We start from the raw sequence: 20,628 nt of genomic DNA, 5'->3' as shown, positions 1-20,628 counted from the left end.
GAAAGCCGGTCGAATATCGCCCAACAGGCGTTTGGGGCAACGCCTGGATTTAACTTTGTGCAGTTTTGCCAACACTGGAATCAGACGATTTCAAGTGTGCTGAAAACGCCAAACTTCAGCACCGTGCATTGTCGGTGTGCAATTTGCGTCGGGCATAGTATCACTTCGCTTGGAAATGGTCGCGGGGCGTGAAAGATGTCCGAACTGTCAGTTTTACGGGCTGGTACGGTCGTTCCGGATGGCGCAAAGTCTAGCACTTTGCTATCACTGGTGGCGATACACAACTTGTCCTATATGCGCTGATATTGTTTTTGTATACAGCTGACAGAAACTCGCCGCCCACGCGTAAGTTAATGCTTAGTGTTGTGGGAAAGTGCTTTGAAATGATGTGCGGCGGGGAAATTTCCCACGCCGGTTAGTTGTGCAACTTCATGCGCCCAGGGCGGGTGCAGGGGCGGCGGGTGTGGCGGTCGCCTTGGCCGGTTCTGCGTGCAACTGGCGGAAGGTCTGTTCCAGTTCCTCCAGCAAGGCCAGTTGCTCCTGGGGGTCCAGGTTCAGTTGGCCGGTGTGCGGGTCGATCAGTTCAAGCTGCCAGGCCAGCAGGCTCAGGCAGGCTTTCAGCTTGGGCAGTGCAGCGTGAAGGCGCGCGCGGCATTGCTGCGGTTCGAGCACATGACAGAGTTGGCGACAGAAGTCGGCGATCTGCGTCTGGGCCTGCAGGTGGGCACGCTCGGCCAGTGTGCCGAGGGTGTTCAGCAGGCAGTCGCACGCGTCGGTATCGTGGCCGATCAGGTCAAGGTGCGACAGGCACTCCTGAGCGCGGGTCAGCAGTACGTGGGCATCGACCTGAAAGTCGTGTAGGGCGCTGATGTCCGCAGTGGTGTCGGACATCAGTCGTTTCCTGCCAGGCGCAGACTGCGGATGGGGGCTGAAACGCCCTGGAGCCGGTGTTTTGGCAAGACGCTAGCATTGGTTGTGGACAACAAGGCAGTAGCGAGCAAAAGCCTGACTCCATTCATGCAATGAGAATGGCGTCACATTAATGGCTAAAGGATATTGCGAACATCAGGTCTCGCCCGATTGTGGCTAGGGGTTTCCCTGATGGCATTGGCTTGGTGTGATCGCTGATGACCTGCCGCGACTGCAAAACTGTCAGCGCAGTAAACCATGATGCTAAAGTGACATCAATGCCCCCCGCAGCATTTTATTTTGGGGGGTCAAGCCAAGACGAACGCGGCCGATACACGGTTGATAATTCAATTTTTGCGACACGCCTGGGGGTTGTTTAATGGCTGGCATTCTCGACACGGTAGACCAAAGGACGCAGCTGGTAGGCGAGAACCGTCTGGAAATCCTCATGTTTCGCCTGGCCGGGCGCCAACTGTTCGCGATCAACGTGTTCAAGGTGCAGGAAGTGCTGCAGATGCCCAAGTTGACCCTGATGCCGCAACGCCATGCGTATGTGTGCGGCGTGGTCAACCTGCGTGGGCAGACCCTGCCGGTGATCGACCTGTCCCAGGCCATCGGCATGCGCCCACTGGAGCCGGGGCCCAACAGCACCATCATCGTCACCGAGTACAACCGCTCGGTGCAGGCGTTCCTGGTGGGAGGCGTGGACCGTATCGTCAACATGAACTGGGAGGCGATCATGCCGCCGCCCACCAGTGCCGGGCGTCAGCATTACCTGACGGCCATCAGCAAGGTCGACGAGCAACTGGTAGAAATCATCGACGTGGAGAAAGTACTGGCCGAAATCGTGCCGTACAACGCCAAGGTGTCCCGCGACAAGCTGGAAGACCCGGTACTGGCGCAGGCGCGAGGGCGGGAGGTGCTGCTGGTGGACGACTCCACCGTGGCCCTGGCGCAGTTGCGTGAAACCCTGAGCCAGCTGGGGGTGAAGATGCATGTGGCCAGCGATGGCCTCAAGGCACTCAACCTGCTCAAAGGCTGGGCGGATGCCGGTGAGGACGTGTGCTCGAAGTTGCTGATGGTCTTCACCGATGCCGAAATGCCGGAAATGGACGGCTACCGCCTGACCACCGAGATCCGCAACGACCCGCGCCTGCGCAGCCTGTACGTGGTGCTGCACACGTCCTTGTCGGGCAGCTTCAACGAATCGATGGTGAAGAAGGTCGGTTGTGACAACTTTTTGTCCAAGTTCCAGCCCGACAAGCTGGTGGATGTGGTGCGCCAGCGCCTGATGCTGGACGAAGCGACCGTCTGAGCCGTTATCGACTGCCGGGCAGCGGTTGCCCGGCCCTCGGTGTAAGCTTGCGCCTTTATCATCCGGAGCCGGCCCATGCGTCTGAGCGCGTTGTATCGTTACCCACTCAAGTCGGCCCAGGCGCAAGCCCTGGGCCAGTCGCCGTGCGGCCTGCTGGGCTTGCTGGGTGACCGGCGCTGGATGCTGGTGGAGCAGGACAACGGACGTTTCCTGACCCAGCGCGCCTACCCGCAGATGAGCCAGTTATCGGCGCTGTACGACGCCGATGGCGGGCTGGTGCTCAGTGCCCCGGGTTTTGACCCCTTGCAGGTGGCGGTGCCGCAAGCGGACGCCAATCTGCGTGGGGCGACCATCTGGCGCGACACCCTGCGCGTACCGGATGCAGGCGATGCGGCGGCCGACTGGTTGAGCCGCTTCATCGGCAAGCCGGTGCGCCTGGTGCATGTGCCCGAGCCGCGTACCCGCTATCTGCCGGCCGGCTACGGTGAGAACAGCGACCGTGTGGCCTTCGCCGATGGTTTCCCCTTGCTGCTGATCGGCCAGGCGTCGCTCGACGACCTGGTACAGCGGGTTGGGCGCCCCTTGGAGATGCTGCGCTTTCGGCCCAATCTGGTGGTCGAGGGCAGTGCGGCATATGCCGAGGATGGCTGGAAGCGCATTCGCATTGGCCAGCAGACCTTTCGGGTGCTTTCCCCGTGCACGCGCTGCATCCTCACCACCCTCGACCCGCAGACCGGCGAGCGCAGCCCCGATCGCGAACCCTTGACCACGCTCAAGACCTATCGGCAGAAGGAGGGGGATGTGCTGTTCGGCCAGAACCTGGTGGCCGACGGCGAGGGCATGCTGGAGGTGGGCATGGCGGTCGAGGTGCTGGAATAGCGACGGGCCGCTTCGCCAGCAAGGCTGGCCCCTGCACACGCACCGTCGCCTCCACAAGGTTGCGCTTCGACGTTGCCGGCGAAGCGCTGATCACCGCTTACTGATCGTCGAAAAACCGCTCGTGCCAATCCACCAGTGGCTGCGGTGAATTGAGTTTCTGCCCGTAGATCACCGAATACGACAGCACGTTCTGCACGTACTGGCGGGTCTCGTCGAACGGAATCGACTCCACCCATACGTCGAAGCTCAGGTGATCGGCGCCGCGCAGCCACTGGCGCACGCGTCCGGGGCCGGCGTTGTAGGCGGCCGAGGCCAGCACCCGGTTGCCGTTGAACTGACCGTGCACCTGGCTCAGGTAGGCGGCGCCCAGCTGGATGTTCTTGTCCGGGTTCAGTACCTGCGCCGGCGAAGCCAACGGGATGTTGAACTTGCGCGCCGTTTCCTTGGCGGTGGCCGGCATCAGCTGCATCAGGCCGCTGGCACCCACGTGGGAACGGGCATCGTCCATGAAGGCGCTTTCCTGGCGGGTGATCGCGAATACCCAGCTCGAGTGCAGGCCGCGTACCTTGGCTTCGCGTACCAGGGTGTCGCGGTGGGCCATCGGGAAGCGGATATCCAGGTCGTCCCAGTACTGGGCCTGGCTGATGGTGCGGATGGCCGGGAAGTACCAGCGCATTTCATAGGCCAGGCGCGCCTGGGCGACCATCTCGTCGCGGCTGAAATGACGGCTGACGTGGTACCACTCGCGGCGCCCGTCAACGATCTGGCCGCGGGCATGGAATTCCAGCGCGCGCCGCACGCCGGGCGTGTTGCGTACCTTGTTGATCAGTTGCTGGCTGAGCACCAGCGGCTTGTTGTTGAGCTGGTAGGGGGTCTGTGCACGATCGGCGGCCAGGAACCCGTAGAAGTCGCGTTCTCGCGCTACCGTCTTGTACAGCAGTGGAATCTGCGGGTTCTTCGGCTGCGCCAGCTCCAGGCTGCGTGCCTGCCAGTAGCGCCAGCGGTTGGTGGTGGCCAGGTCCTGGGGCAGGCGTTTGGTCAGCTCGTAGGCATCTTCCCAGCGGCCCAGGCGCAGCAGCAGGCGCAGGCGCCATTCGGTCACGGTGTTGTCGCGCAGCTCGGGGTCGTACTGGGTCATCAGGCCCAGGGCGCGGGGGTCGTAGCGCCGTGCCAGGGTAAGGCCGATTTCGCGGGCGATCGCCACCTTCTCGTCGCGGGAGAAATGCATGCGATTGGCGTAGTCGTCGAGCAGCGCCATGGCCCGCTCCGGGTCCTGGCGCGCCAGGCGGCGCAGGCCCAGGCTGACCACGTCGGACATCGCTTCGTTGACCGGGGTGAAGCGCCCGGGGTTGTTGAGCAGTTCGGGCTTCTGCGCCACATCCACCAGCAGACGGCCTTGCGGGCCCAGGGTGTTCAGGCCTTTGATCAGGGTGTTGGCCAGGGCGTAGTTGCGCGCCTGGGCCGCGAGCTTGATGCGCTCCCAGCGCTTCTGTTCGGTCAGCTGGCCCTCGGCGGCCCAGCGGTCGAACAGCACGTCACAGGCCGCCGGCTGCGACTTGCCCACCAGCCACAGCTTGTCGGCGGTGGCGTAGCCCTCGGCGCGCAGGTTGTGGCTGAGCTGATACTGGCCGTTGAGGCAGTCGAGCTCGGTGAAGTTCAGCTTGGGGTCGTAGTACTTGACGAAGGGTTGCCAGTCGCCGCGCTCTGCCAGCCAGCGCAACCAGCGCAGTTTCATCCAGTTGGCCTGGGGCAGGTCGCCATGCTCGGCAAGAAACTTCTCGATCTCGGCGTTGCTGGCGCTCTTGAGGCGCGCCGTCAGTTCGTCGTAGGCCAGGTAGGGCTCCAGCGGATAATCACGCAGGGCCTGTTCGTAACGGCGGTAAGGGCCGCTGTCGCCCTTGGCCAGGGCACGCTTGGCTTCATCGTAGTACTGGCGTTGCTGGGTGAGATCGGCGGCCTGGGCGGTGCTGGCCGCGGTGGCGGAAAAAAGCAGACAGGATACGAGGCTGAGCAGGCTGCGGCGCATGATACTTCCGGACAGTTTGACCAAAACGAGTGTCGGCGGCGCCAGCACTGGTGGGATTACGTGCTTAAGCTTAGCCGTTTGCCGGGGGCGGAAGAAAGCATTGTGCTTGTATCGGCATGTAATGCAGGACTGCGGTCGGCACGCCGGTCGCGCTTAATGTGAAGCAGGCGCAACTCAGGTAGAATGCGCCCCCGGTTTTTGGAGAAGATCATGACCCTGCTCAAATTAAGCGATGTGTCCCTTGCGTTCGGCGCCATGCCGTTGCTGGACAAGGCGTCCTGGCAGATCGCCCGTGGTGAGCGGGTCTGCATCATCGGCCGCAACGGCACGGGCAAGTCGAGCATGCTGCGCCTGGTCAAGGGCGACCAGAAGCCCGACGAAGGCGATGTGTGGCGTGCCCCGGGCCTGAAGATCGGCGAGCTGCCGCAGGAACTGCCGGTGGCCGACGGGCGCACCGTGTTCGATGTGGTTGCCGAAGGCCTGGACGGTGTCGGTGCATTGCTCGCCGAGTATCACCACCTGAGCCAGAACATTCACACCGACGCCGACCTGGAAAAGCTCATGCACGTGCAGAGCGACCTTGAGGCGCGCGATGGCTGGCGCTTGCAGCAACTGGTCGACAGCACCCTGAGCCGCCTGCAGCTGCCGGCCGACAAGACCCTGGCCGAGCTGTCCGGTGGTTGGCGTCGGCGTGTGCTGCTGGCCCAGGCGCTGGTGTCCGAGCCCGACCTGCTGCTGCTCGACGAACCGACCAACCACCTGGACATCGGCGCCATCGCCTGGCTTGAAGATGCCCTGAGCGGTTTTGGCGGCGCCGTGCTGTTCATTACCCACGACCGTTCCTTCCTGCAGAACCTGGCCACGCGCATCCTCGAACTGGACCGTGGCGGGTTGATCGACTGGAACGGCGACTACGCCAGCTTCCTGGTGCACAAGGAAGCTGCGCTGGCTGCCGAAGAGACTGCCAACGCGCTGTTCGACAAGAAACTGGCCCAGGAAGAGGTGTGGATCCGCCAGGGCATCAAGGCCCGGCGTACCCGCAACGAAGGCCGCGTGCGCGCCCTCAAGGCACTGCGTGTGGAGCGCAGCGAGCGTCGCGAGCGCCAGGGCAAGGCCAACATCCTGCTCGACGTGGCGGAAAAGTCCGGCAAGCAGGTGATGGTGCTGGAAAACGTCAGCTTCGCACACCCCGATGGCCCTTACCTGGTCAAGGATTTCTCGATGGTCCTGCAGCGCGAGGACCGTATCGGCCTGCTGGGCGCCAACGGTACCGGCAAGACCACGCTGCTCAAGCTGATGCTGGGCGACCTGGAGCCAAGCTCGGGCAAGGTGGAGTCGGGCACGCGTCTCGAAGTGGCCTACTTCGACCAGTTGCGCCATCAGCTTGACCTGGAAAAGACCGTGATCGAGAACATGGCCGAAGGCCGTGACTTCATCGAGATCGATGGGCAGAACCGTCACGTACTGAGCTACCTGGGCGACTTCCTGTTCAGCCCCCAGCGTGCACGCACGCCGGTCAAGGCGTTGTCCGGTGGCGAGCGTGCGCGCCTGCTGCTGGCCAAGCTGTTCAGCAAGCCGGCCAACCTGCTGGTGCTCGACGAGCCGACCAACGACCTGGACGTGGAAACCCTGGAGCTGCTCGAAGAGGTGCTGGCGGGTTTCAAGGGCACCGTGCTGATGGTCAGTCACGACCGGGCGTTCCTCGACAACGTGGTCACCAGCACCCTGGTGTTCGAAGGCGAGGGCAAGGTGCGTGAGTACGTGGGCGGCTATCAGGACTGGATTCGCCAGGGCGGTTCGCCCAAGCTGCTCGGCGTGACCGAAAGCAAGTCGGGCAAGTCCGAGCTCAACAGTGCGGTGGTCGAGGCCGTTGCACCCGAGCCTGCGGCAGCGCCGGTGGTCAATGAAGGCAAGAAGAAGCTCAGCTACAAGCTGCAGCGCGAGCTGGAGGCGCTGCCGGGGCAGATCGATGCCCTGGAGCAGAAGATGGCTGCGGTGCAGGCGGAGATTTCCGATGCAGGCTTCTATCAGCGGCCAATCGACCAGACCACCGCCGTGCTGGCCAGCCTCGAGAAGCTGCAGGGCGAGCTGGACACACTGGTGGAGCGTTGGGCCGAGCTCGACAGCTGATATGAAGAAGGCCCGCTGTGTCCAACAGCGGGCCTTCTGGTATCAGTCGGCCTTCTTCTGCAGGCGTACCGCCAGCACATCGCACGGTGCGCCGTGCAGCACATCATTGGCGGTGGAGCCCAGCAGCAGCGCCAGGCCGTGGCGGCCATGGCTGCCGACCACGATCAGGTCGCATTTCTGGTCCTTGGCCAACTGGTGGATCTCCTGGCGAGGCTGGCCGTAGGTCAGGTGGGAATCGCCGCGGTTGATCTCCGGATACTTGTTGAACAGGCGGTCCATGCGCTCCTTGGCCTGGTCGAACTGTTGCTGCTGCAGTTGCGACAGGTCCATCGGCACGTCGCCGCCGAAGGCCATGGCCATGGGCTCGACGATATGTACCAGGGAAACCTTGGTGCCGTTGGGCGTGGCCAGCTCGCGAGCGCGCTTGATCACCGGGTCGCATTCTTCGGTCAGGTCGACGGCGACCAGAATGTGTTCGTAGGGCATGAGGGCTCTCCTGACAATCGCGATAGTTAAAGTATGGTCGGTTTCAGGCTGATCGCATCGATGTCGGCTAACCAGCTCATTTGCAAAGTCTTTATAGGAATAACAGATATGACGTTCTGGGTAGTAGTGTCAATCCTTGCGCTGATGCTCAGCCCCATGGTCTGGCTGTTGCCCTCGCGTCGCACCAGCGGGCGCATGGCCCTGCGCCTGGAGGCGCGGCGCATGGGGCTGGCCATGCAGCTCACCCCGCAGACCTGGCCGCACTGGCTGCCCGAAGAGCCGCCGCATACCTGCGCGCAGTATCATTGCGCGCGCCGTCGCGGGCATGCCGACAGCTGGAGCTACTGGCAGGTGACACCAGGGGTGTGGCTCAACCAGTGGCGCGAGCCCTGCGAGGATGCGCGCGTGCTCGAGCACCTGTCGTGCCTGCCGGCGAGTGTCTACAAGGTCGAGGCCAACCCGCAGATGATCGCGTTGTGCTGGGGAGAGAAGGGGGATGCCGCAGCGTTGCAGGACATTGCCCGGTTGCTCAAGGCGCTGGCGTGACCCGTGAGTCGTGTGATTGACCGCCAGGGCCTGCCCCATGGCGGGGCCGGCAACTGAATAAAAAAAGGCCAGGCAGGCCGGAAATTTCTTCGATGCCCTCAGTGTAGCTGCGCTTTATCCCTTCGCTGCTTCTCTCATGCGTATCCATGGCCGATCACCTGCATGAATGATGGCCAATCACCTACAGGCTGAACCCGCACCCCTTCGCTCAAAATGACCGTAAAGTCGCGTTTTGCTCGTGCTTTTGGGTATTTGACAACGGCAGGCTTTTCGGTGAATGTGTCCGTACCCAAATCAAACGGGCGTATGAATTGAGCGTTTGTATGTCACATGACGCTCGCAGAATCCCGACTATCGCGCTGACGGGTGTGCCTGGTGCCGAATTTCGTGCCAGCGTTCGGCGTGTACAGTTCAGCTTCCATATCGTGGAGATCAGTTGATGATTTACGAAGGTAAAGCCATCACGGTTAAGGCTCTTGAAAGCGGCATCGTCGAACTGAAGTTCGACCTCAAGGGTGAGTCCGTCAACAAGTTCAACCGTCTTACCCTGAATGAATTGCGTCAGGCCGTAGACACCATCAAGGCAGATGCGTCGATCAAAGGTGTGATCGTCAGCAGCGGCAAGGACGTGTTCATTGTCGGCGCCGACATCACCGAATTCGTCGACAACTTCAAGCTGCCGGATGCGGAGCTGGTTGCAGGCAACCTCGAAGCCAACAGAATCTTCAGCGATTTCGAAGATCTCGATGTACCGACCGTTGCCGCCATCAACGGCATCGCGCTGGGCGGCGGCCTGGAAATGTGCCTGGCGGCCGACTTCCGCGTCATGTCGACCAAGGCCAAGATCGGCCTGCCTGAAGTCAAGCTGGGCATCTACCCGGGCTTCGGCGGTACCGTACGCCTGCCGCGCCTGATCGGCGCCGACAATGCCATCGAATGGATTGCCGCCGGCAAGGAGAACCGCCCTGAAGACGCACTGAAAGTCGGTGCCGTCGATGCAGTGGTGGTCCCGGAGAAACTTCAGGAAGCTGCCCTGGAACTGATCAAGCGCGCCATCAGCGGCGAGCTCGACCACAAGGCCAAGCGCCAGCCGAAGCTGGAAAAGCTCAAGCTCAACGCCATCGAGCAGATGATGGCCTTCGAGACCGCCAAGGGTTTCGTGGCAGGTCAGGCAGGCCCGAACTATCCGGCGCCGGTCGAAGCCATCAAGACCATTCAGAAAGCCGCCAACTTCGGGCGTGACAAAGCGCTGGAAGTCGAAGCCGCCGGCTTCGTCAAGCTGGCCAAGACCTCGGCAGCCCAGAGCCTGATCGGCCTGTTCCTGAACGATCAGGAACTGAAGAAAAAGGCCAAGGCCTACGACGAGATCGCCCAGGACGTGAAGCAGGCCGCCGTACTCGGTGCCGGCATCATGGGTGGCGGCATCGCCTATCAGTCGGCCTCCAAAGGCACGCCGATCCTGATGAAGGACATCAACGAGCACGGTATCGAGCAGGGCCTGGCCGAAGCCGCCAAGCTGCTGGTCAGCCGCGTCGACAAGGGCCGCATGACCGCCGCGAAAATGGCTGAAGTGCTCAACGGCATCCGTCCGACCCTGTCCTACGGCGACTTCGGTCATGTGGACCTGGTGGTGGAAGCCGTGGTCGAAAACCCCAAGGTCAAGCAGGCCGTGCTGGCCGAGGTCGAAGACCAGGTCAAGGCGGACACCATCCTGGCTTCCAACACCTCGACCATTTCCATCAGCCTGCTGGCCAAGGCCCTCAAGCGTCCGGAAAACTTCGTCGGCATGCACTTCTTCAACCCGGTGCACATGATGCCGCTGGTGGAAGTGATCCGTGGCGAGAAGTCCAGCGAACTGGCGGTGGCCACTACCGTTGCCTACGCCAAGAAGATGGGCAAGAACCCGATCGTGGTCAACGACTGCCCGGGCTTTCTGGTCAACCGCGTGCTGTTCCCGTACTTCGGCGGTTTCGCCAAGCTGGTGAGCGCCGGTGTGGACTTCGTGCGCATCGACAAGATCATGGAAAAATTCGGCTGGCCGATGGGCCCGGCGTACCTGATGGACGTGGTCGGCATCGACACCGGCCACCACGGCCGCGACGTGATGGCCGAGGGCTTCCCGGACCGCATGAAGGATGACCGTCGTTCGGCCATCGACGTGCTCTACGAAGCCAAGCGCCTGGGCCAGAAGAACGGCAAGGGTTTCTATGCCTACGAGGCCGACAAGCGCGGCAAGCAGAAGAAGGTTGCCGACCCGTCGGTGCTCGAAGTGCTCAAGCCGATCGTCTACGAGCAGCGTGAAGTCAGCGACGAGGACATCATCAACTGGATGATGATCCCGCTGTGCCTGGAGACCGTGCGCTGCCTGGAAGACGGCATCGTCGAGACGGCGGCCGAGGCCGACATGGGCCTGGTCTACGGCATCGGTTTCCCTCCGTTCCGTGGCGGTGCACTGCGCTACATCGATTCGATCGGTGTGGCCGCGTTCGTTGCCCTGGCTGACCAGTACGCCGACCTGGGCGCGCTGTACCACCCCACCGAGAAGCTGCGCGAGATGGCCAAGAACGGCCAGAGCTTCTTCGGTTAAGCGCCCAACGACTAGAGCGAGAATATTGTATGAGCTTGAATCCAAGAGACGTCGTGATCGTCGACTTCGGTCGTACGCCGATGGGCCGCTCCAAGGGCGGCATGCACCGCAACACCCGCGCCGAAGACATGTCGGCGCACCTGATCAGCAAGCTGCTGGAGCGCAACGTCAAGGTCGACCCGAGTGAAGTCGAGGACGTGATCTGGGGCTGCGTGAACCAGACCCTGGAGCAGGGCTGGAACATCGCGCGCATGGCTTCGCTGATGACCCAGATCCCGCACACTGCGGCCGGCCAGACTGTCAGCCGCCTGTGCGGTTCGTCGATGAGCGCGCTGCACACGGCCGCCCAGGCGATCATGACCGGCAACGGCGATGTGTTCGTGGTCGGCGGTGTCGAGCACATGGGCCACGTGAGCATGATGCACGGCGTGGACCCCAACCCGCACATGTCGCTGTATGCGGCCAAGGCCTCGGGCATGATGGGCCTGACCGCCGAGATGCTGGGCAAGATGCATGGCATCAGCCGTGAGCAGCAGGACGCCTTCGGTCTGCGTTCGCACCAGCTCGCCCACAAGGCGACGGTCGAAGGCAAGTTCAAGGACGAAATCATCCCGATGCAGGGTTATGACGAGAACGGCTTCCTCAAGGTCTTCGACTACGACGAAACCATTCGCCCGGACACCACCCTGGAAAGCCTGGCGGCGTTGAAGCCGGCGTTCAACCCCAAGGGCGGCACCGTGACAGCGGGTACCTCCTCGCAGATCACCGACGGCGCCTCGTGCATGATCGTGATGTCGGCCCAGCGTGCCCAGGACCTGGGCATCCAGCCGCTGGCGGTGATCCGCTCGATGGCGGTGGCCGGCGTGGACCCTGCGATCATGGGCTACGGCCCGGTGCCGGCGACCCAGAAAGCCCTCAAGCGTGCGGGCCTGAGCATTGCCGATATCGACTTCTTCGAGCTCAACGAAGCCTTCGCTGCACAGGCCCTGCCGGTGCTCAAGGATCTGAAAGTGCTCGACAAGATGGATGAGAAGGTTAACCTGCACGGCGGCGCAATCGCCCTGGGTCACCCTTTCGGTTGCTCCGGTGCGCGGATTTCCGGCACTCTGCTCAATGTCATGAAGCAGAATGGCGGTACCCTGGGTGTTTCGACCATGTGCGTCGGCCTTGGTCAGGGGATCACCACCGTCTTCGAACGCATCTAAGCGTTTCGTTGTCGGAAGCCGGGGCCTTGTGCCCCGGTTTTTTGCTTTTTGCAGATTTTTTTTCAAGAGGGTTGGCAGCATGCAGATACAACCAGGCGTATACCGGCATTACAAAGGGCCTGAGTATCGTGTATTCGGTGCCGCGCGCCATTCCGAGACCGAGGAGTGGGTGGTGTTCTACCAGGCCCTGTACGGCGATTTCGGCCTGTGGGTACGCCCGCTTTCGATGTTCACCGAGTCGGTCGAGGTTGACGGCGAGCACGTGCCGCGCTTTGCTTTGGTCGAGGCCGAACCCGAGCGGTTTTCGCGTGCCGATGCGCAAGTGGGCTAACCTTCGGCGCTTGACCTCACTCTGTTGCCACTATATATAGCGGTGCCACGTCAGGTACCTGCCGTGTTTTTATTTTCGTTATTCAGGAATTTTCCGATCCATGGGCAAATCGCTGGTCATTGTGGAATCCCCGGCTAAGGCCAAGACCATCAACAAGTACCTGGGCAACCAGTACGTGGTGAAGTCGAGTATCGGCCATATCCGAGACCTGCCCACCAGCGGTTCCGCCAGCAAGGAGCCTGCTGCCAAGCGCGGCAAGGCTGCTGCCGGCGAGGCACCCGCGCTGTCGCCGAAAGAAAAGGCGCGCAAGCAACTGGTGGCGCGCATGGGCGTCGACCCGGACCACGGCTGGAAGGCCAAGTACGAGATCCTTCCGGGCAAGGAAAAGGTCATCGAGGAGTTGCGCCGCCTGGCCAAGGATGCCGACACCATCTATCTCGCAACCGACTTGGATCGCGAGGGGGAAGCCATTGCCTGGCACCTGCGCGAAGCCATCGGTGGGGATGACAGCCGCTACAAGCGCGTGGTGTTCAACGAAATCACCAAGAAGGCCATCCAGGAGGCCTTCTCCCAGCCGGGCGAGCTGGACATCGACCGTGTCAATGCACAGCAGGCGCGTCGCTTCCTCGATCGCGTGGTGGGCTACATGGTCTCGCCACTGCTGTGGCAGAAGATCGCCCGTGGCCTGTCGGCCGGCCGGGTGCAGTCGGTGGCCGTGAAGCTGGTGGTGGAGCGTGAGCGCGAGATTCGCGCATTCATCCCCGAAGAGTACTGGGAAGTGCACGCCGACCTGGGTACTGCCAAGGACGCCAAGGTGCGCTTCGAGGTGGCTCGCCAGAACGGCGAGGCCTTCAAGCCGCTCAACGAAGCCCAGGCCATGGCCGCGCTGGAGAAGCTCAAGGCTTCCAGCTACACCATTGCCAAGCGTGAAGACCGCCCGACCAGCAGCAAGCCCTCGGCGCCGTTCATCACCTCGACCCTGCAGCAGGCGGCGAGCAATCGCCTCGGCTTCGGTGTGAAGAAGACCATGATGATGGCCCAGCGCCTGTACGAAGCCGGCTACATCACCTACATGCGTACCGACTCGACCAACCTTTCGGTCGATGCGGTGGAAATGGCGCGCAGCTACATCGAAAGCGAGTTCGGCAAGAAGTACCTGCCAGAAGCGCCGATCGTCTACGGCAGCAAGGAAGGCGCACAGGAAGCGCACGAAGCGATCCGACCTTCGGACGTGGCCACGCACCCGACCAAGCTCAGCGGCATGGAACGTGATGCCGAGCGCCTGTACGAGCTGATCTGGCGCCAGTTCCTGGCCTGCCAGATGCCGCCGGCGCAGTACCTGTCGACCACCGTCAGCGTCACGGCGGGCGAGTTCGAGTTGCGTGCCAAGGGCCGTATCCTCAAGTTCGACGGTTACACCCGTGTGTTGCCGCAGCAGAGCAAGCCGGGCGATGACGATGTACTGCCGGAAATGAACCAGGGCGAAGTGCTCAAGCTCATCAAGCTCGATCCGAGCCAGCACTTCACCAAGCCGCCGGCACGTTTCTCGGAAGCGAGCCTGGTCAAGGAAATGGAAAAACGCGGTATCGGTCGTCCATCCACCTACGCGGCGATCATCTCCACCATCCAGGACCGTGGCTATGTGACCCTGCACAACCGCCGCTTCTACTCCGAGAAGATGGGCGACATCGTGACCGAGCGTCTGTCCGAGAGCTTTTCCAACCTGATGGACTACGGCTTCACCGCCGGCATGGAAGAGAACCTCGACGATGTGGCCCAGGGCGAGCGCGACTGGAAAAACGTGCTGGACGAGTTCTATGGCGACTTCAGCAAGAAGCTGCAACTGGCTGAAGATGCCGAAAAGGGCATGCGTGCCAACCAGCCGACCCCGACCAACATTGCCTGCAAGGAATGCGGCAGGCACATGATGATCCGCACAGCCTCCACGGGTGTGTTCCTCGGTTGCTCGGGCTACAGCCTGCCGCCCAAAGAGCGTTGCAAGGCCACCGTGAACCTGGTGCCAGGTGACGAGATTGCCGCCGACGACGAGGGCGAGTCCGAGTCGCGCGTGCTGTTGGGCAAGCACCGCTGCCCGATCTGCGCCACGGCGATGGACGCCTACCTGCTCGACGAGAAACACAAGCTGCACATCTGCGGCAACAACCCCGATTGCACGGGCTACGAGATCGAGGAAGGCAGCTACCGCATCAAGGGCTACGAGGGCCCGAGCCTTGAGTGTGACAAGTGCGGCAGCGAGATGCAGCTCAAAACCGGTCGTTTCGGCAAGTTCTTCGGCTGTACCAACCCGGAGTGCAAGAACACCCGCAAGCTACTCAAGAGCGGCGAGGCGGCGCCGCCGAAGATGGACGCGGTGAAGATGCCCGAGCTCAAGTGCGAGAAGGTCAACGACACCTATGTGTTGCGTGACGGGGCTTCGGGCCTGTTCCTGGCCGCCAGCCAGTTCCCGAAGAACCGCGAGACCCGCGCCCCCCTGGTGATGGAGATCGTGCCGCACAAGGACGAGATCGATCCGAAGTATCACTTCCTCTGTGAAGCGCCGAAGAAGGACCCGGACGGTCGCCCTACGGTGATCCGCTACAGCCGCAAGACCAAGGAGCAGTATGTGCAGACCGAGGTCGACGGCAAGCCGACCGGCTGGCGAGCGTTCTATGACGGCAAGGCGTGGAAGGTGGAAGACAAGCGCTAAGCGATAGAATCGGCTACAAGAGGCTGCATCTGGTGATCCTGGACGCAGCCTTTTTTTTAGTCATGTCAGCGAACGGTTGTGATGTTTGATCGGGACGTTTCTCCGCCAGGGCTGTACACCATCGAGCAGAGGCAAGCAGATGAGTCAGGAAATGTTGGAAGCAGGGCCGCAGTCGGCCAGAATCCTGTCGGTGTTCGATTTCGATGGCACGCTGACCCGCCGTGACAGCTTTGTACCTTTTTTGAGGTTCGCTTTCGGCAACGGCTTTTTTGCTCGCCGCATGCTGCGGATGATCTGGCCAAGCCTGCGCTATCTGGGGCGGCGGATCAGCCGCGATGAACTCAAGGCCCAGTTGATCCAGACGTTTCTTGCGGGTGTGAAAGAGCAATGGGTCGCGCAGAAGGCGGTGGCGTTCAAGTCGCAGGCGTGGGCCCGGCTCATGCGCCCGCAGGGCGTGATTTCGGTGAAACAGGAACTGGCCTCTGGTGCCGAGGTGACGATCTGTTCGGCATCGCCGGCGCTGGTGCTCAAGCCCTTTGCCGAACAGTTGGGCATCAAGCTGATCGGCACCGAGCTGGAGGTGATCGATGGCGTGCTGACCGGCAGGATCAGTGGCGACAACTGCCGCTGCGAAGCCAAGGTTCTGCGCCTGGAGGCGGTTTACGGGGTGCTGACGCAGTACCGCATGCGCGCCTGGGGCGACACGCGGGGCGACCATGAGCTGCTGGCCGCGGCTCAGGACGCACACTGGCGGCACTTTCATCCCGCGTGGCAGCGTGGCCGCCTGCGCATCGAAAAGATCTACGGCCCGGTCACCCCGGCCACGCCGAAAGACTCGGCTGCAACCACGGTTGGCGGTTTGCCGCGCAACGATGACCGCAAGGGCGGTTGAGCCTCACGCCTGCGGTGATTCAGCTTGCGTGCCTGCGATCCATCACAGAAACTGAGCCCCCGCCTCACACTCCCTCGGAGCGCGCCTCGATGGCCCAGGAACTCTATACCCGTACCAACCAGAAGATCTATTTCGCCGGTCTGGCCCTGGAGGCACTGGGCAAGGCGCAGGACAGTCGCGCCATGAACGCCCAGGCGCAGACCCAGGCCGAGAGGGAGTCTGCGCTGTTTCACCTGTATGGTGCGCTGTTGGGGCTGTGTCATGAGATCGGTGGCTATTATCGCTTGCCCCAGGCCGGCGCGCTGCGTGCCGAGCAACTGCTGAGCCGTGAAGTACTGGCGACCATTGCCATTCCCGAGCTGGCTGAACTGGTCGAACTCGCCGAGCAGCCTGAAACCTGGCTGGCGCAACTGCTCAGGGCTTATGCCGATTTGTTCCGACCACCTGTCGCGACCAAGGCGCCCAAAGGTGATGTGACCCAACCGTTGATTCAGGCCGTGAGCCTGGATGAACCCGAGGCGCCAGCGCTGTCGCGCGAAGAACTGGAGAGCTGGCGGCAGAATCTCAAACGCCTCGTGGTGCGTTTTCGCGAAGGTCTGAGTGAGTGCTGATCCTGCCAGTGGCTGGTACAATGCCGGCCTTTCCTGGAGAACAGTCTTTTATGCCCACGTCCTTTCTAGAAATTGTAGAGTTGCCTGACGGTCGCATCGAGTTGCGCCGCGCCGAGGACGAGGGGTCGTTGGTAACCCTGGATTTTTCGGAAGATGCCAAGGCGTTCCTGCAGGGCCAACACGTCGAGGTGGCCAAGGCCATGCTCAGCGTTGGTGTGCAGATGGCCGGCAAGTTGGTTGAAGGCGAGATCGAACAGGAACATGCAGGCCCACGGGTTCTGCACTGACCGTCAGTATCCGGCTTCCTCGTCCTGAGGAAGCCTGCTGCATACCCTTCGAGCGTTCAGCGAGTATCAGCCCAGGCGGATATTCAGGCTTTGTGCGTCACCCGCACGGGCAGCATTGGTCAGTTGCAGGCGGGCGCCGTTGCTGACCGGATTGAACCAGGTGACCACCGTATGGCTGCGCCCCAGGCGCAGGGCATCACAGGCCAGTTGCAGCGCACTCTGGTTGCCGCGAGGCTGCAGCAGCAGTATGCGTTCGCGGTTGAGCCCTGCGTCCCTCAGCCAGGCCTGGGTGAGGCTACCGGGTGGGGCGATCAGGGTAAGCCAGCGGGCGTCATGCTCTTCACTCAGTTCGCTCAGGTCGCGTAGCACCGGTGCCAGCAGGCTTTGGCAGTGCTCCAGCGCGCCACGCAAGGACAGCTCGCTGAATGCCTGCGGCTTGTTGCTTTGCCGGGCGGGCTGCCTGGTTTTGACCCGCGGCAGTACCGGCTGGGCCAGGAATGCTTCGAACAAGGGCAACTGTGCTTGCTGTGGTACGTGGGGGAACTGCATGACGCCTCCTTATTAGCGGCGGATAACGCCGACGCTCAAGCCCTCGATGACCAGGTCCTGCTCTTTCAGGTTGACTTCGATAGGGGCGAATTCGGGGTTCTCGGCGATCAGCCAGACCTTGTTGCCTTCCCGTTTGAAGCGCTTGACCGTCACTTCGTCACCCAGGCGGGCTACGACGATCTGACCATTGCGCGCTTCGCGGCAGGTGTGTACGGCCAGCAGGTCGCCGTCGACGATACCGACGTCCTTCATGCTCATGCCGTGCACGCGCAGCAGGTAGTCGGCGCGGGGGTGGAAGAAGGCCGGGTTGATGGCGCAGGATTCCTCGATGTGCTGCTGGGCGAGGATAGGGGCACCCGCAGCCACGCGGCCAATGATGGGCAGGGCGTTTTCATCGGGCTTGCTCTCGAGCCCCGGAATGCGGATGCCGCGCGAGGCGCCAGGGGTCATCTCGATTGCACCCTTGCGGGCCAGTGCCTTCAGATGCTCTTCGGCGGCGTTGGGGGATTTGAACCCCAGTTCCTGGGCGATTTCCGCGCGGGTGGGCGGGAAGCCGTTGTCTTCGAGGCAGCGCTTGATGAAAGCCAGAATCTCAGCTTGGCGTGGCGTCAGTTTTAGCATGTCGATCGCTCTGTCTTTTTATACAGTGACTGGGATTATATACAGTGATAGCGGCAAGCTACAAGCGGCAAGCTCCAAGCATGCCCGCAGCTGCCTGCCGCTTCCGGCTTGTGGCTTGTCGCTGCCTTCAATACCATGACCGGCCGGGCACAAAACGCCCGTGCGTACTTGACAGAACCCTGCCTTGAAACGTATGTTTCAAACAAGTGTTTGTCTCGCGGAGTAGTCATGGCCCAGTCGGAAACCGTTGAACGCATTCTCGATGCTGCCGAGCAGTTGTTCGCGGAAAAAGGTTTTGCCGAAACCTCATTGCGGCTGATCACCAGCAAGGCCGGCGTCAACCTGGCGGCGGTGAACTACCATTTCGGTTCGAAGAAGGCGCTGATCCAGGCGGTCTTCTCGCGTTTTCTAGGGCCGTTCTGCCAGAGCCTGGAGCGTGAGCTCGAGCGGCGCCAGGCGCGCCCCGAGCACAAGCCCAGCCTTGAAGAACTGCTGGAGATGCTGGTCGAGCAGGCGCTGGTGGTGCAGCCGCGCAGCGGCAATGACCTGTCGATCTTCATGCGCCTGCTGGGCCTGGCCTTCAGCCAGAGCCAGGGCCACCTGCGTCGTTACCTCGAAGACATGTACGGCAAGGTGTTCCGCCGCTACATGCTGCTGGTCAACGAGGCCGCGCCACAGATTCCTCCCCTTGAACTGTTCTGGCGCGTGCATTTCATGCTCGGCGCTGCAGCGTTCAGCATGTCGGGCATCAAGGCCCTGCGCGCCATTGCCGAGACCGATTTCGGGGTCAATACCTCGATCGAGCAGGTCATGCGCCTGATGGTGCCGTTCCTGGCCGCCGGCATGCGTGCCGACAGTGGGGTCACGGACGAGGCGATGGCGGCGGCGCAGTTGCGTCCGCGCAGCAAGACCAGCCACGCCCCGGTACCGGCAAAGGCCTGATTCCCCGGCTGGGCGGCACAGCCGGCTTCGGCTAAGCTAGCGCCCATGCCTAATCTCGATTTGCTGCACATTTCCATCGCCGACCAGTGCCTTTATGGGTTCGCCCAGGGGCGACTGGCGGTGCGTCTTGCGGTGTCCACCGCACTCAATGGCCCGGGCGAGCACAACGGCTCCGGTTGTACACCGCGCGGGCTGCATCAGGTGCGTGCGAAGATTGGCGCGGGCTTGCCTCAGGGCGCGGTGCTGCGCGGGCGTCGCTGGACCGGCGAGGTCTGGACGCCCGACCTGCACGCGCAGTTCCCTGGGCGCGACTGGATTCTCTCGCGCATTCTCTGGCTCAGCGGTCGCGAGCCGGGGCGCAACCGCCTCGGGCCCGTGGATACGTTCCGCCGCTATATCTACCTGCACGGCACGCCCGACAGCGAACCCATGGGTGTGCCGTTGTCCCACGGCTGCATACGCCTGCGCAACGCCGACCTGGTAGCGCTGTTCGACCGGGTGCCTGTGCATTGCCCGGTACAGATCGAAGAAGCCGCCTGCCCCCAGTGGGCGAGCGCGCCCCTCAACTGAAGGATCATTTATGAGTACCCGCCTGCAAGGCTCCCTGATGGTCGACGTGGCCGGCACCTGGCTGACTGCCGAAGACCGCCACCTGCTGCGTCAGCCCGAAGTGGCCGGCCTGATCATCTTTGCCCGCAACATCGAATGCCCGCGCCAGGTGCGCGAACTGAGTGCGTCTATCCGTGCCGTGCGCCCGGACCTGATCCTGGCCGTGGACCAGGAGGGTGGTCGCGTACAGCGCCTGCGCCAGGGCTTCGTGCGCTTGCCCGCGATGCGTGCGATTGCAGACAACCCCAATGCCGAGCGCCTGGCCGAACACTGCGGCTGGCTGATGGCAACCGAAGTGCTGGCGGTAGGGCTCGACTTGAGCTTTGCTCCGGTGCTGGACCTTGACCACCAGCGCAGCGCGGTGGTTGGCAGTCGCGCCTTCGAGGGTGACCCGCAGCGCGCCACCTTGCTTGCCGGTGCCTTCATTCGCGGCATGAACGCGGCGGGCATGGCGGCCTGCGGCAAGCACTTCCCGGGGCATGGCTGGGCCGAGGCGGATTCGCATGTGGCGATACCCACCGACGAGCGCAGCCTGGAGCAGATCCGCGCAGCCGACCTGGTGCCGTTCACGCGCCTGAGCGGGCAGTTGGCGGCGGTGATGCCGGCGCACGTGATCTATCCACAGGTCGATAACCAGCCGGCCGGCTTCTCGCGGCGCTGGCTGCAGGAGATTCTGCGTGGCGAGCTGGGCTTTGATGGGGTGATCTTCAGCGATGACCTGTCGATGGCCGGTGCGCATGTGGTGGGGGACGCCGCCAGCCGTATCGAGGCGGCGCTGAGTGCCGGTTGCGACATGGGCCTGGTGTGCAATGATCGGGCGGCTGCCGAGCTTGCGTTGTCCGCGGCGCAGCGGTTGAGGGTGAGGCCGTCGCCGCGGATCGCGCAGATGCGCGGGCAGGGTTTTGCGCGTACCGATTACCGCCAGCAGCCCCGCTGGCTGGAGGCGCTTGGCGCGCTGAAAGATGCACAACTGATCGACTGAGGTCCTGCGCCGGC

General features: G+C 62.6%; 19 protein-coding genes. 14 read left to right on the top strand and 5 right to left on the bottom strand.

Features of this window, described 5'->3' with window-relative positions:
- Window positions 1-429 precede the first annotated feature (429 nt).
- A complete protein-coding gene (locus JZZ72_RS15685) occupies window positions 430-891 on the bottom strand; it encodes a hypothetical protein (RefSeq protein ID WP_043864577.1) in 462 nt (153 codons plus the stop codon).
- A gap of 397 nt (window positions 892-1,288) precedes the next feature.
- Here JZZ72_RS15685 and JZZ72_RS15680 point away from each other — a divergent pair, with 397 nt between their 5' ends.
- Together JZZ72_RS15680 and JZZ72_RS15675 are read left to right on the top strand one after the other, a co-directional pair.
- Window positions 1,289-2,224: a chemotaxis protein CheV gene (locus tag JZZ72_RS15680; protein WP_043864576.1), complete on the top strand. Its 936-nt coding sequence runs from the start codon at window positions 1,289-1,291 to the stop codon at window positions 2,222-2,224.
- Window positions 2,225-2,299: 75 nt separating this feature from the next.
- The gene (locus tag JZZ72_RS15675; RefSeq protein WP_043864575.1) at window positions 2,300-3,103 is read left to right on the top strand and encodes an MOSC domain-containing protein; all 804 of its coding nucleotides are present in this window, start codon (window positions 2,300-2,302) and stop codon (window positions 3,101-3,103) included.
- A 97-nt stretch (window positions 3,104-3,200) separates the two neighbouring features.
- Here the strand turns inward: JZZ72_RS15675 and JZZ72_RS15670 are convergent, their stop codons facing one another.
- Window positions 3,201-5,129, bottom strand: a complete 1,929-nt coding sequence (locus JZZ72_RS15670) for a transglycosylase SLT domain-containing protein (RefSeq protein ID WP_210014684.1) — start codon at window positions 5,127-5,129, stop codon at window positions 3,201-3,203.
- A 210-nt stretch (window positions 5,130-5,339) separates the two neighbouring features.
- Between JZZ72_RS15670 and JZZ72_RS15665 the strand changes: the two genes are divergently transcribed.
- On the top strand, window positions 5,340-7,259 hold the full coding sequence (locus tag JZZ72_RS15665; RefSeq protein ID WP_210014683.1) for an ATP-binding cassette domain-containing protein: 1,920 nt from the start codon (window positions 5,340-5,342) through the stop codon (window positions 7,257-7,259).
- A 42-nt stretch (window positions 7,260-7,301) separates the two neighbouring features.
- Here JZZ72_RS15665 and JZZ72_RS15660 read toward each other — a convergent pair whose 3' ends face one another.
- Window positions 7,302-7,745, bottom strand: a complete 444-nt coding sequence (locus JZZ72_RS15660; RefSeq protein WP_043864572.1) for a universal stress protein — start codon at window positions 7,743-7,745, stop codon at window positions 7,302-7,304.
- A 108-nt stretch (window positions 7,746-7,853) separates the two neighbouring features.
- On the opposite strand from JZZ72_RS15660, the gene JZZ72_RS15655 reads away from it, so the two are divergent.
- The 8 genes from JZZ72_RS15655 to JZZ72_RS15620 all read left to right on the top strand — a co-directional run bounded on the left by JZZ72_RS15655 (window position 7,854) and on the right by JZZ72_RS15620 (window position 16,911).
- On the top strand, window positions 7,854-8,291 hold the full coding sequence (locus JZZ72_RS15655) for a hypothetical protein (RefSeq protein WP_210014682.1): 438 nt from the start codon (window positions 7,854-7,856) through the stop codon (window positions 8,289-8,291).
- A gap of 439 nt (window positions 8,292-8,730) precedes the next feature.
- Entirely contained in the window at window positions 8,731-10,878 is a 2,148-nt protein-coding gene (gene fadB, locus JZZ72_RS15650) for a fatty acid oxidation complex subunit alpha FadB (protein ID WP_043864570.1), read from the top strand.
- A 29-nt stretch (window positions 10,879-10,907) separates the two neighbouring features.
- On the top strand, window positions 10,908-12,083 hold the full coding sequence (fadA, locus tag JZZ72_RS15645; RefSeq protein WP_043864569.1) for an acetyl-CoA C-acyltransferase FadA: 1,176 nt from the start codon (window positions 10,908-10,910) through the stop codon (window positions 12,081-12,083).
- 79 nt (window positions 12,084-12,162) lie between these two features.
- Window positions 12,163-12,414 carry a DUF1653 domain-containing protein gene (locus JZZ72_RS15640; protein WP_043864568.1) on the top strand — a complete coding sequence of 84 codons (252 nt, stop codon included), beginning with the start codon at window positions 12,163-12,165 and terminating at the stop codon, window positions 12,412-12,414.
- A gap of 100 nt (window positions 12,415-12,514) precedes the next feature.
- Window positions 12,515-15,121 carry a type I DNA topoisomerase gene (gene topA / locus JZZ72_RS15635; RefSeq protein WP_043864567.1) on the top strand — a complete coding sequence of 869 codons (2,607 nt, stop codon included), beginning with the start codon at window positions 12,515-12,517 and terminating at the stop codon, window positions 15,119-15,121.
- Between the two features lie 139 nt (window positions 15,122-15,260).
- Window positions 15,261-16,013, top strand: coding sequence for an HAD-IB family hydrolase (locus JZZ72_RS15630; RefSeq protein ID WP_210014681.1), 753 nt, complete (start codon window positions 15,261-15,263; stop codon window positions 16,011-16,013).
- 89 nt (window positions 16,014-16,102) lie between these two features.
- Window positions 16,103-16,624 (top strand): DUF6586 family protein, encoded by a 522-nt coding sequence (locus tag JZZ72_RS15625; RefSeq protein ID WP_043864566.1) that lies wholly within the window; start codon window positions 16,103-16,105, stop codon window positions 16,622-16,624.
- A 50-nt stretch (window positions 16,625-16,674) separates the two neighbouring features.
- Window positions 16,675-16,911 carry a hypothetical protein gene (locus JZZ72_RS15620; RefSeq protein WP_043864565.1) on the top strand — a complete coding sequence of 79 codons (237 nt, stop codon included), beginning with the start codon at window positions 16,675-16,677 and terminating at the stop codon, window positions 16,909-16,911.
- A 66-nt stretch (window positions 16,912-16,977) separates the two neighbouring features.
- Here JZZ72_RS15620 and sulA read toward each other — a convergent pair whose 3' ends face one another.
- Window positions 16,978-17,460, bottom strand: coding sequence for an SOS-induced cell division inhibitor SulA (gene sulA / locus JZZ72_RS15615; protein WP_054916190.1), 483 nt, complete (start codon window positions 17,458-17,460; stop codon window positions 16,978-16,980).
- Between the two features lie 12 nt (window positions 17,461-17,472).
- Window positions 17,473-18,081 carry a transcriptional repressor LexA gene (lexA, locus tag JZZ72_RS15610; RefSeq protein ID WP_043864563.1) on the bottom strand — a complete coding sequence of 203 codons (609 nt, stop codon included), beginning with the start codon at window positions 18,079-18,081 and terminating at the stop codon, window positions 17,473-17,475.
- 228 nt (window positions 18,082-18,309) lie between these two features.
- On the opposite strand from lexA, the gene JZZ72_RS15605 reads away from it, so the two are divergent.
- From JZZ72_RS15605 to nagZ, 3 genes are read left to right on the top strand one after another with little or no spacing between them, the layout of a single operon-like run.
- Window positions 18,310-19,023 (top strand): TetR/AcrR family transcriptional regulator, encoded by a 714-nt coding sequence (locus JZZ72_RS15605; protein WP_043864562.1) that lies wholly within the window; start codon window positions 18,310-18,312, stop codon window positions 19,021-19,023.
- 45 nt (window positions 19,024-19,068) lie between these two features.
- Complete coding sequence (locus JZZ72_RS15600; protein WP_210014680.1) at window positions 19,069-19,593, top strand: L,D-transpeptidase; 525 nt, start codon at window positions 19,069-19,071, stop codon at window positions 19,591-19,593.
- Between the two features lie 22 nt (window positions 19,594-19,615).
- Window positions 19,616-20,614 carry a beta-N-acetylhexosaminidase gene (gene nagZ, locus JZZ72_RS15595; protein WP_173925092.1) on the top strand — a complete coding sequence of 333 codons (999 nt, stop codon included), beginning with the start codon at window positions 19,616-19,618 and terminating at the stop codon, window positions 20,612-20,614.
- Window positions 20,615-20,628 lie beyond the last annotated feature (14 nt).

This window comes from Pseudomonas palmensis, from assembly GCF_017848315.1.
Taxonomy (GTDB): domain Bacteria; phylum Pseudomonadota; class Gammaproteobacteria; order Pseudomonadales; family Pseudomonadaceae; genus Aquipseudomonas; species Aquipseudomonas palmensis.
This window is presented reverse-complemented; position numbering and strand designations above follow the sequence as displayed.

Excerpts from the sequence above, each read along its gene's own strand:
- JZZ72_RS15685 (WP_043864577.1), bottom strand. The coding sequence starts at position 891 with ATGTCCGACACCACTGCGGACATCAGCGCCCTACACGACTTTCAGGTC.
- JZZ72_RS15680 (WP_043864576.1), top strand. The coding sequence starts at position 1,289 with ATGGCTGGCATTCTCGACACGGTAGACCAAAGGACGCAGCTGGTAGGC.
- JZZ72_RS15675 (WP_043864575.1), top strand. The coding sequence starts at position 2,300 with ATGCGTCTGAGCGCGTTGTATCGTTACCCACTCAAGTCGGCCCAGGCG.
- JZZ72_RS15670 (WP_210014684.1), bottom strand. The coding sequence starts at position 5,129 with ATGCGCCGCAGCCTGCTCAGCCTCGTATCCTGTCTGCTTTTTTCCGCC.
- JZZ72_RS15665 (WP_210014683.1), top strand. The coding sequence starts at position 5,340 with ATGACCCTGCTCAAATTAAGCGATGTGTCCCTTGCGTTCGGCGCCATG.
- JZZ72_RS15660 (WP_043864572.1), bottom strand. The coding sequence starts at position 7,745 with ATGCCCTACGAACACATTCTGGTCGCCGTCGACCTGACCGAAGAATGC.
- JZZ72_RS15655 (WP_210014682.1), top strand. The coding sequence starts at position 7,854 with ATGACGTTCTGGGTAGTAGTGTCAATCCTTGCGCTGATGCTCAGCCCC.
- fadB (WP_043864570.1), top strand. The coding sequence starts at position 8,731 with ATGATTTACGAAGGTAAAGCCATCACGGTTAAGGCTCTTGAAAGCGGC.
- fadA (WP_043864569.1), top strand. The coding sequence starts at position 10,908 with ATGAGCTTGAATCCAAGAGACGTCGTGATCGTCGACTTCGGTCGTACG.
- JZZ72_RS15640 (WP_043864568.1), top strand. The coding sequence starts at position 12,163 with ATGCAGATACAACCAGGCGTATACCGGCATTACAAAGGGCCTGAGTAT.
- topA (WP_043864567.1), top strand. The coding sequence starts at position 12,515 with ATGGGCAAATCGCTGGTCATTGTGGAATCCCCGGCTAAGGCCAAGACC.
- JZZ72_RS15630 (WP_210014681.1), top strand. The coding sequence starts at position 15,261 with ATGAGTCAGGAAATGTTGGAAGCAGGGCCGCAGTCGGCCAGAATCCTG.
- JZZ72_RS15625 (WP_043864566.1), top strand. The coding sequence starts at position 16,103 with ATGGCCCAGGAACTCTATACCCGTACCAACCAGAAGATCTATTTCGCC.
- JZZ72_RS15620 (WP_043864565.1), top strand. The coding sequence starts at position 16,675 with ATGCCCACGTCCTTTCTAGAAATTGTAGAGTTGCCTGACGGTCGCATC.
- sulA (WP_054916190.1), bottom strand. The coding sequence starts at position 17,460 with ATGCAGTTCCCCCACGTACCACAGCAAGCACAGTTGCCCTTGTTCGAA.
- lexA (WP_043864563.1), bottom strand. The coding sequence starts at position 18,081 with ATGCTAAAACTGACGCCACGCCAAGCTGAGATTCTGGCTTTCATCAAG.
- JZZ72_RS15605 (WP_043864562.1), top strand. The coding sequence starts at position 18,310 with ATGGCCCAGTCGGAAACCGTTGAACGCATTCTCGATGCTGCCGAGCAG.
- JZZ72_RS15600 (WP_210014680.1), top strand. The coding sequence starts at position 19,069 with ATGCCTAATCTCGATTTGCTGCACATTTCCATCGCCGACCAGTGCCTT.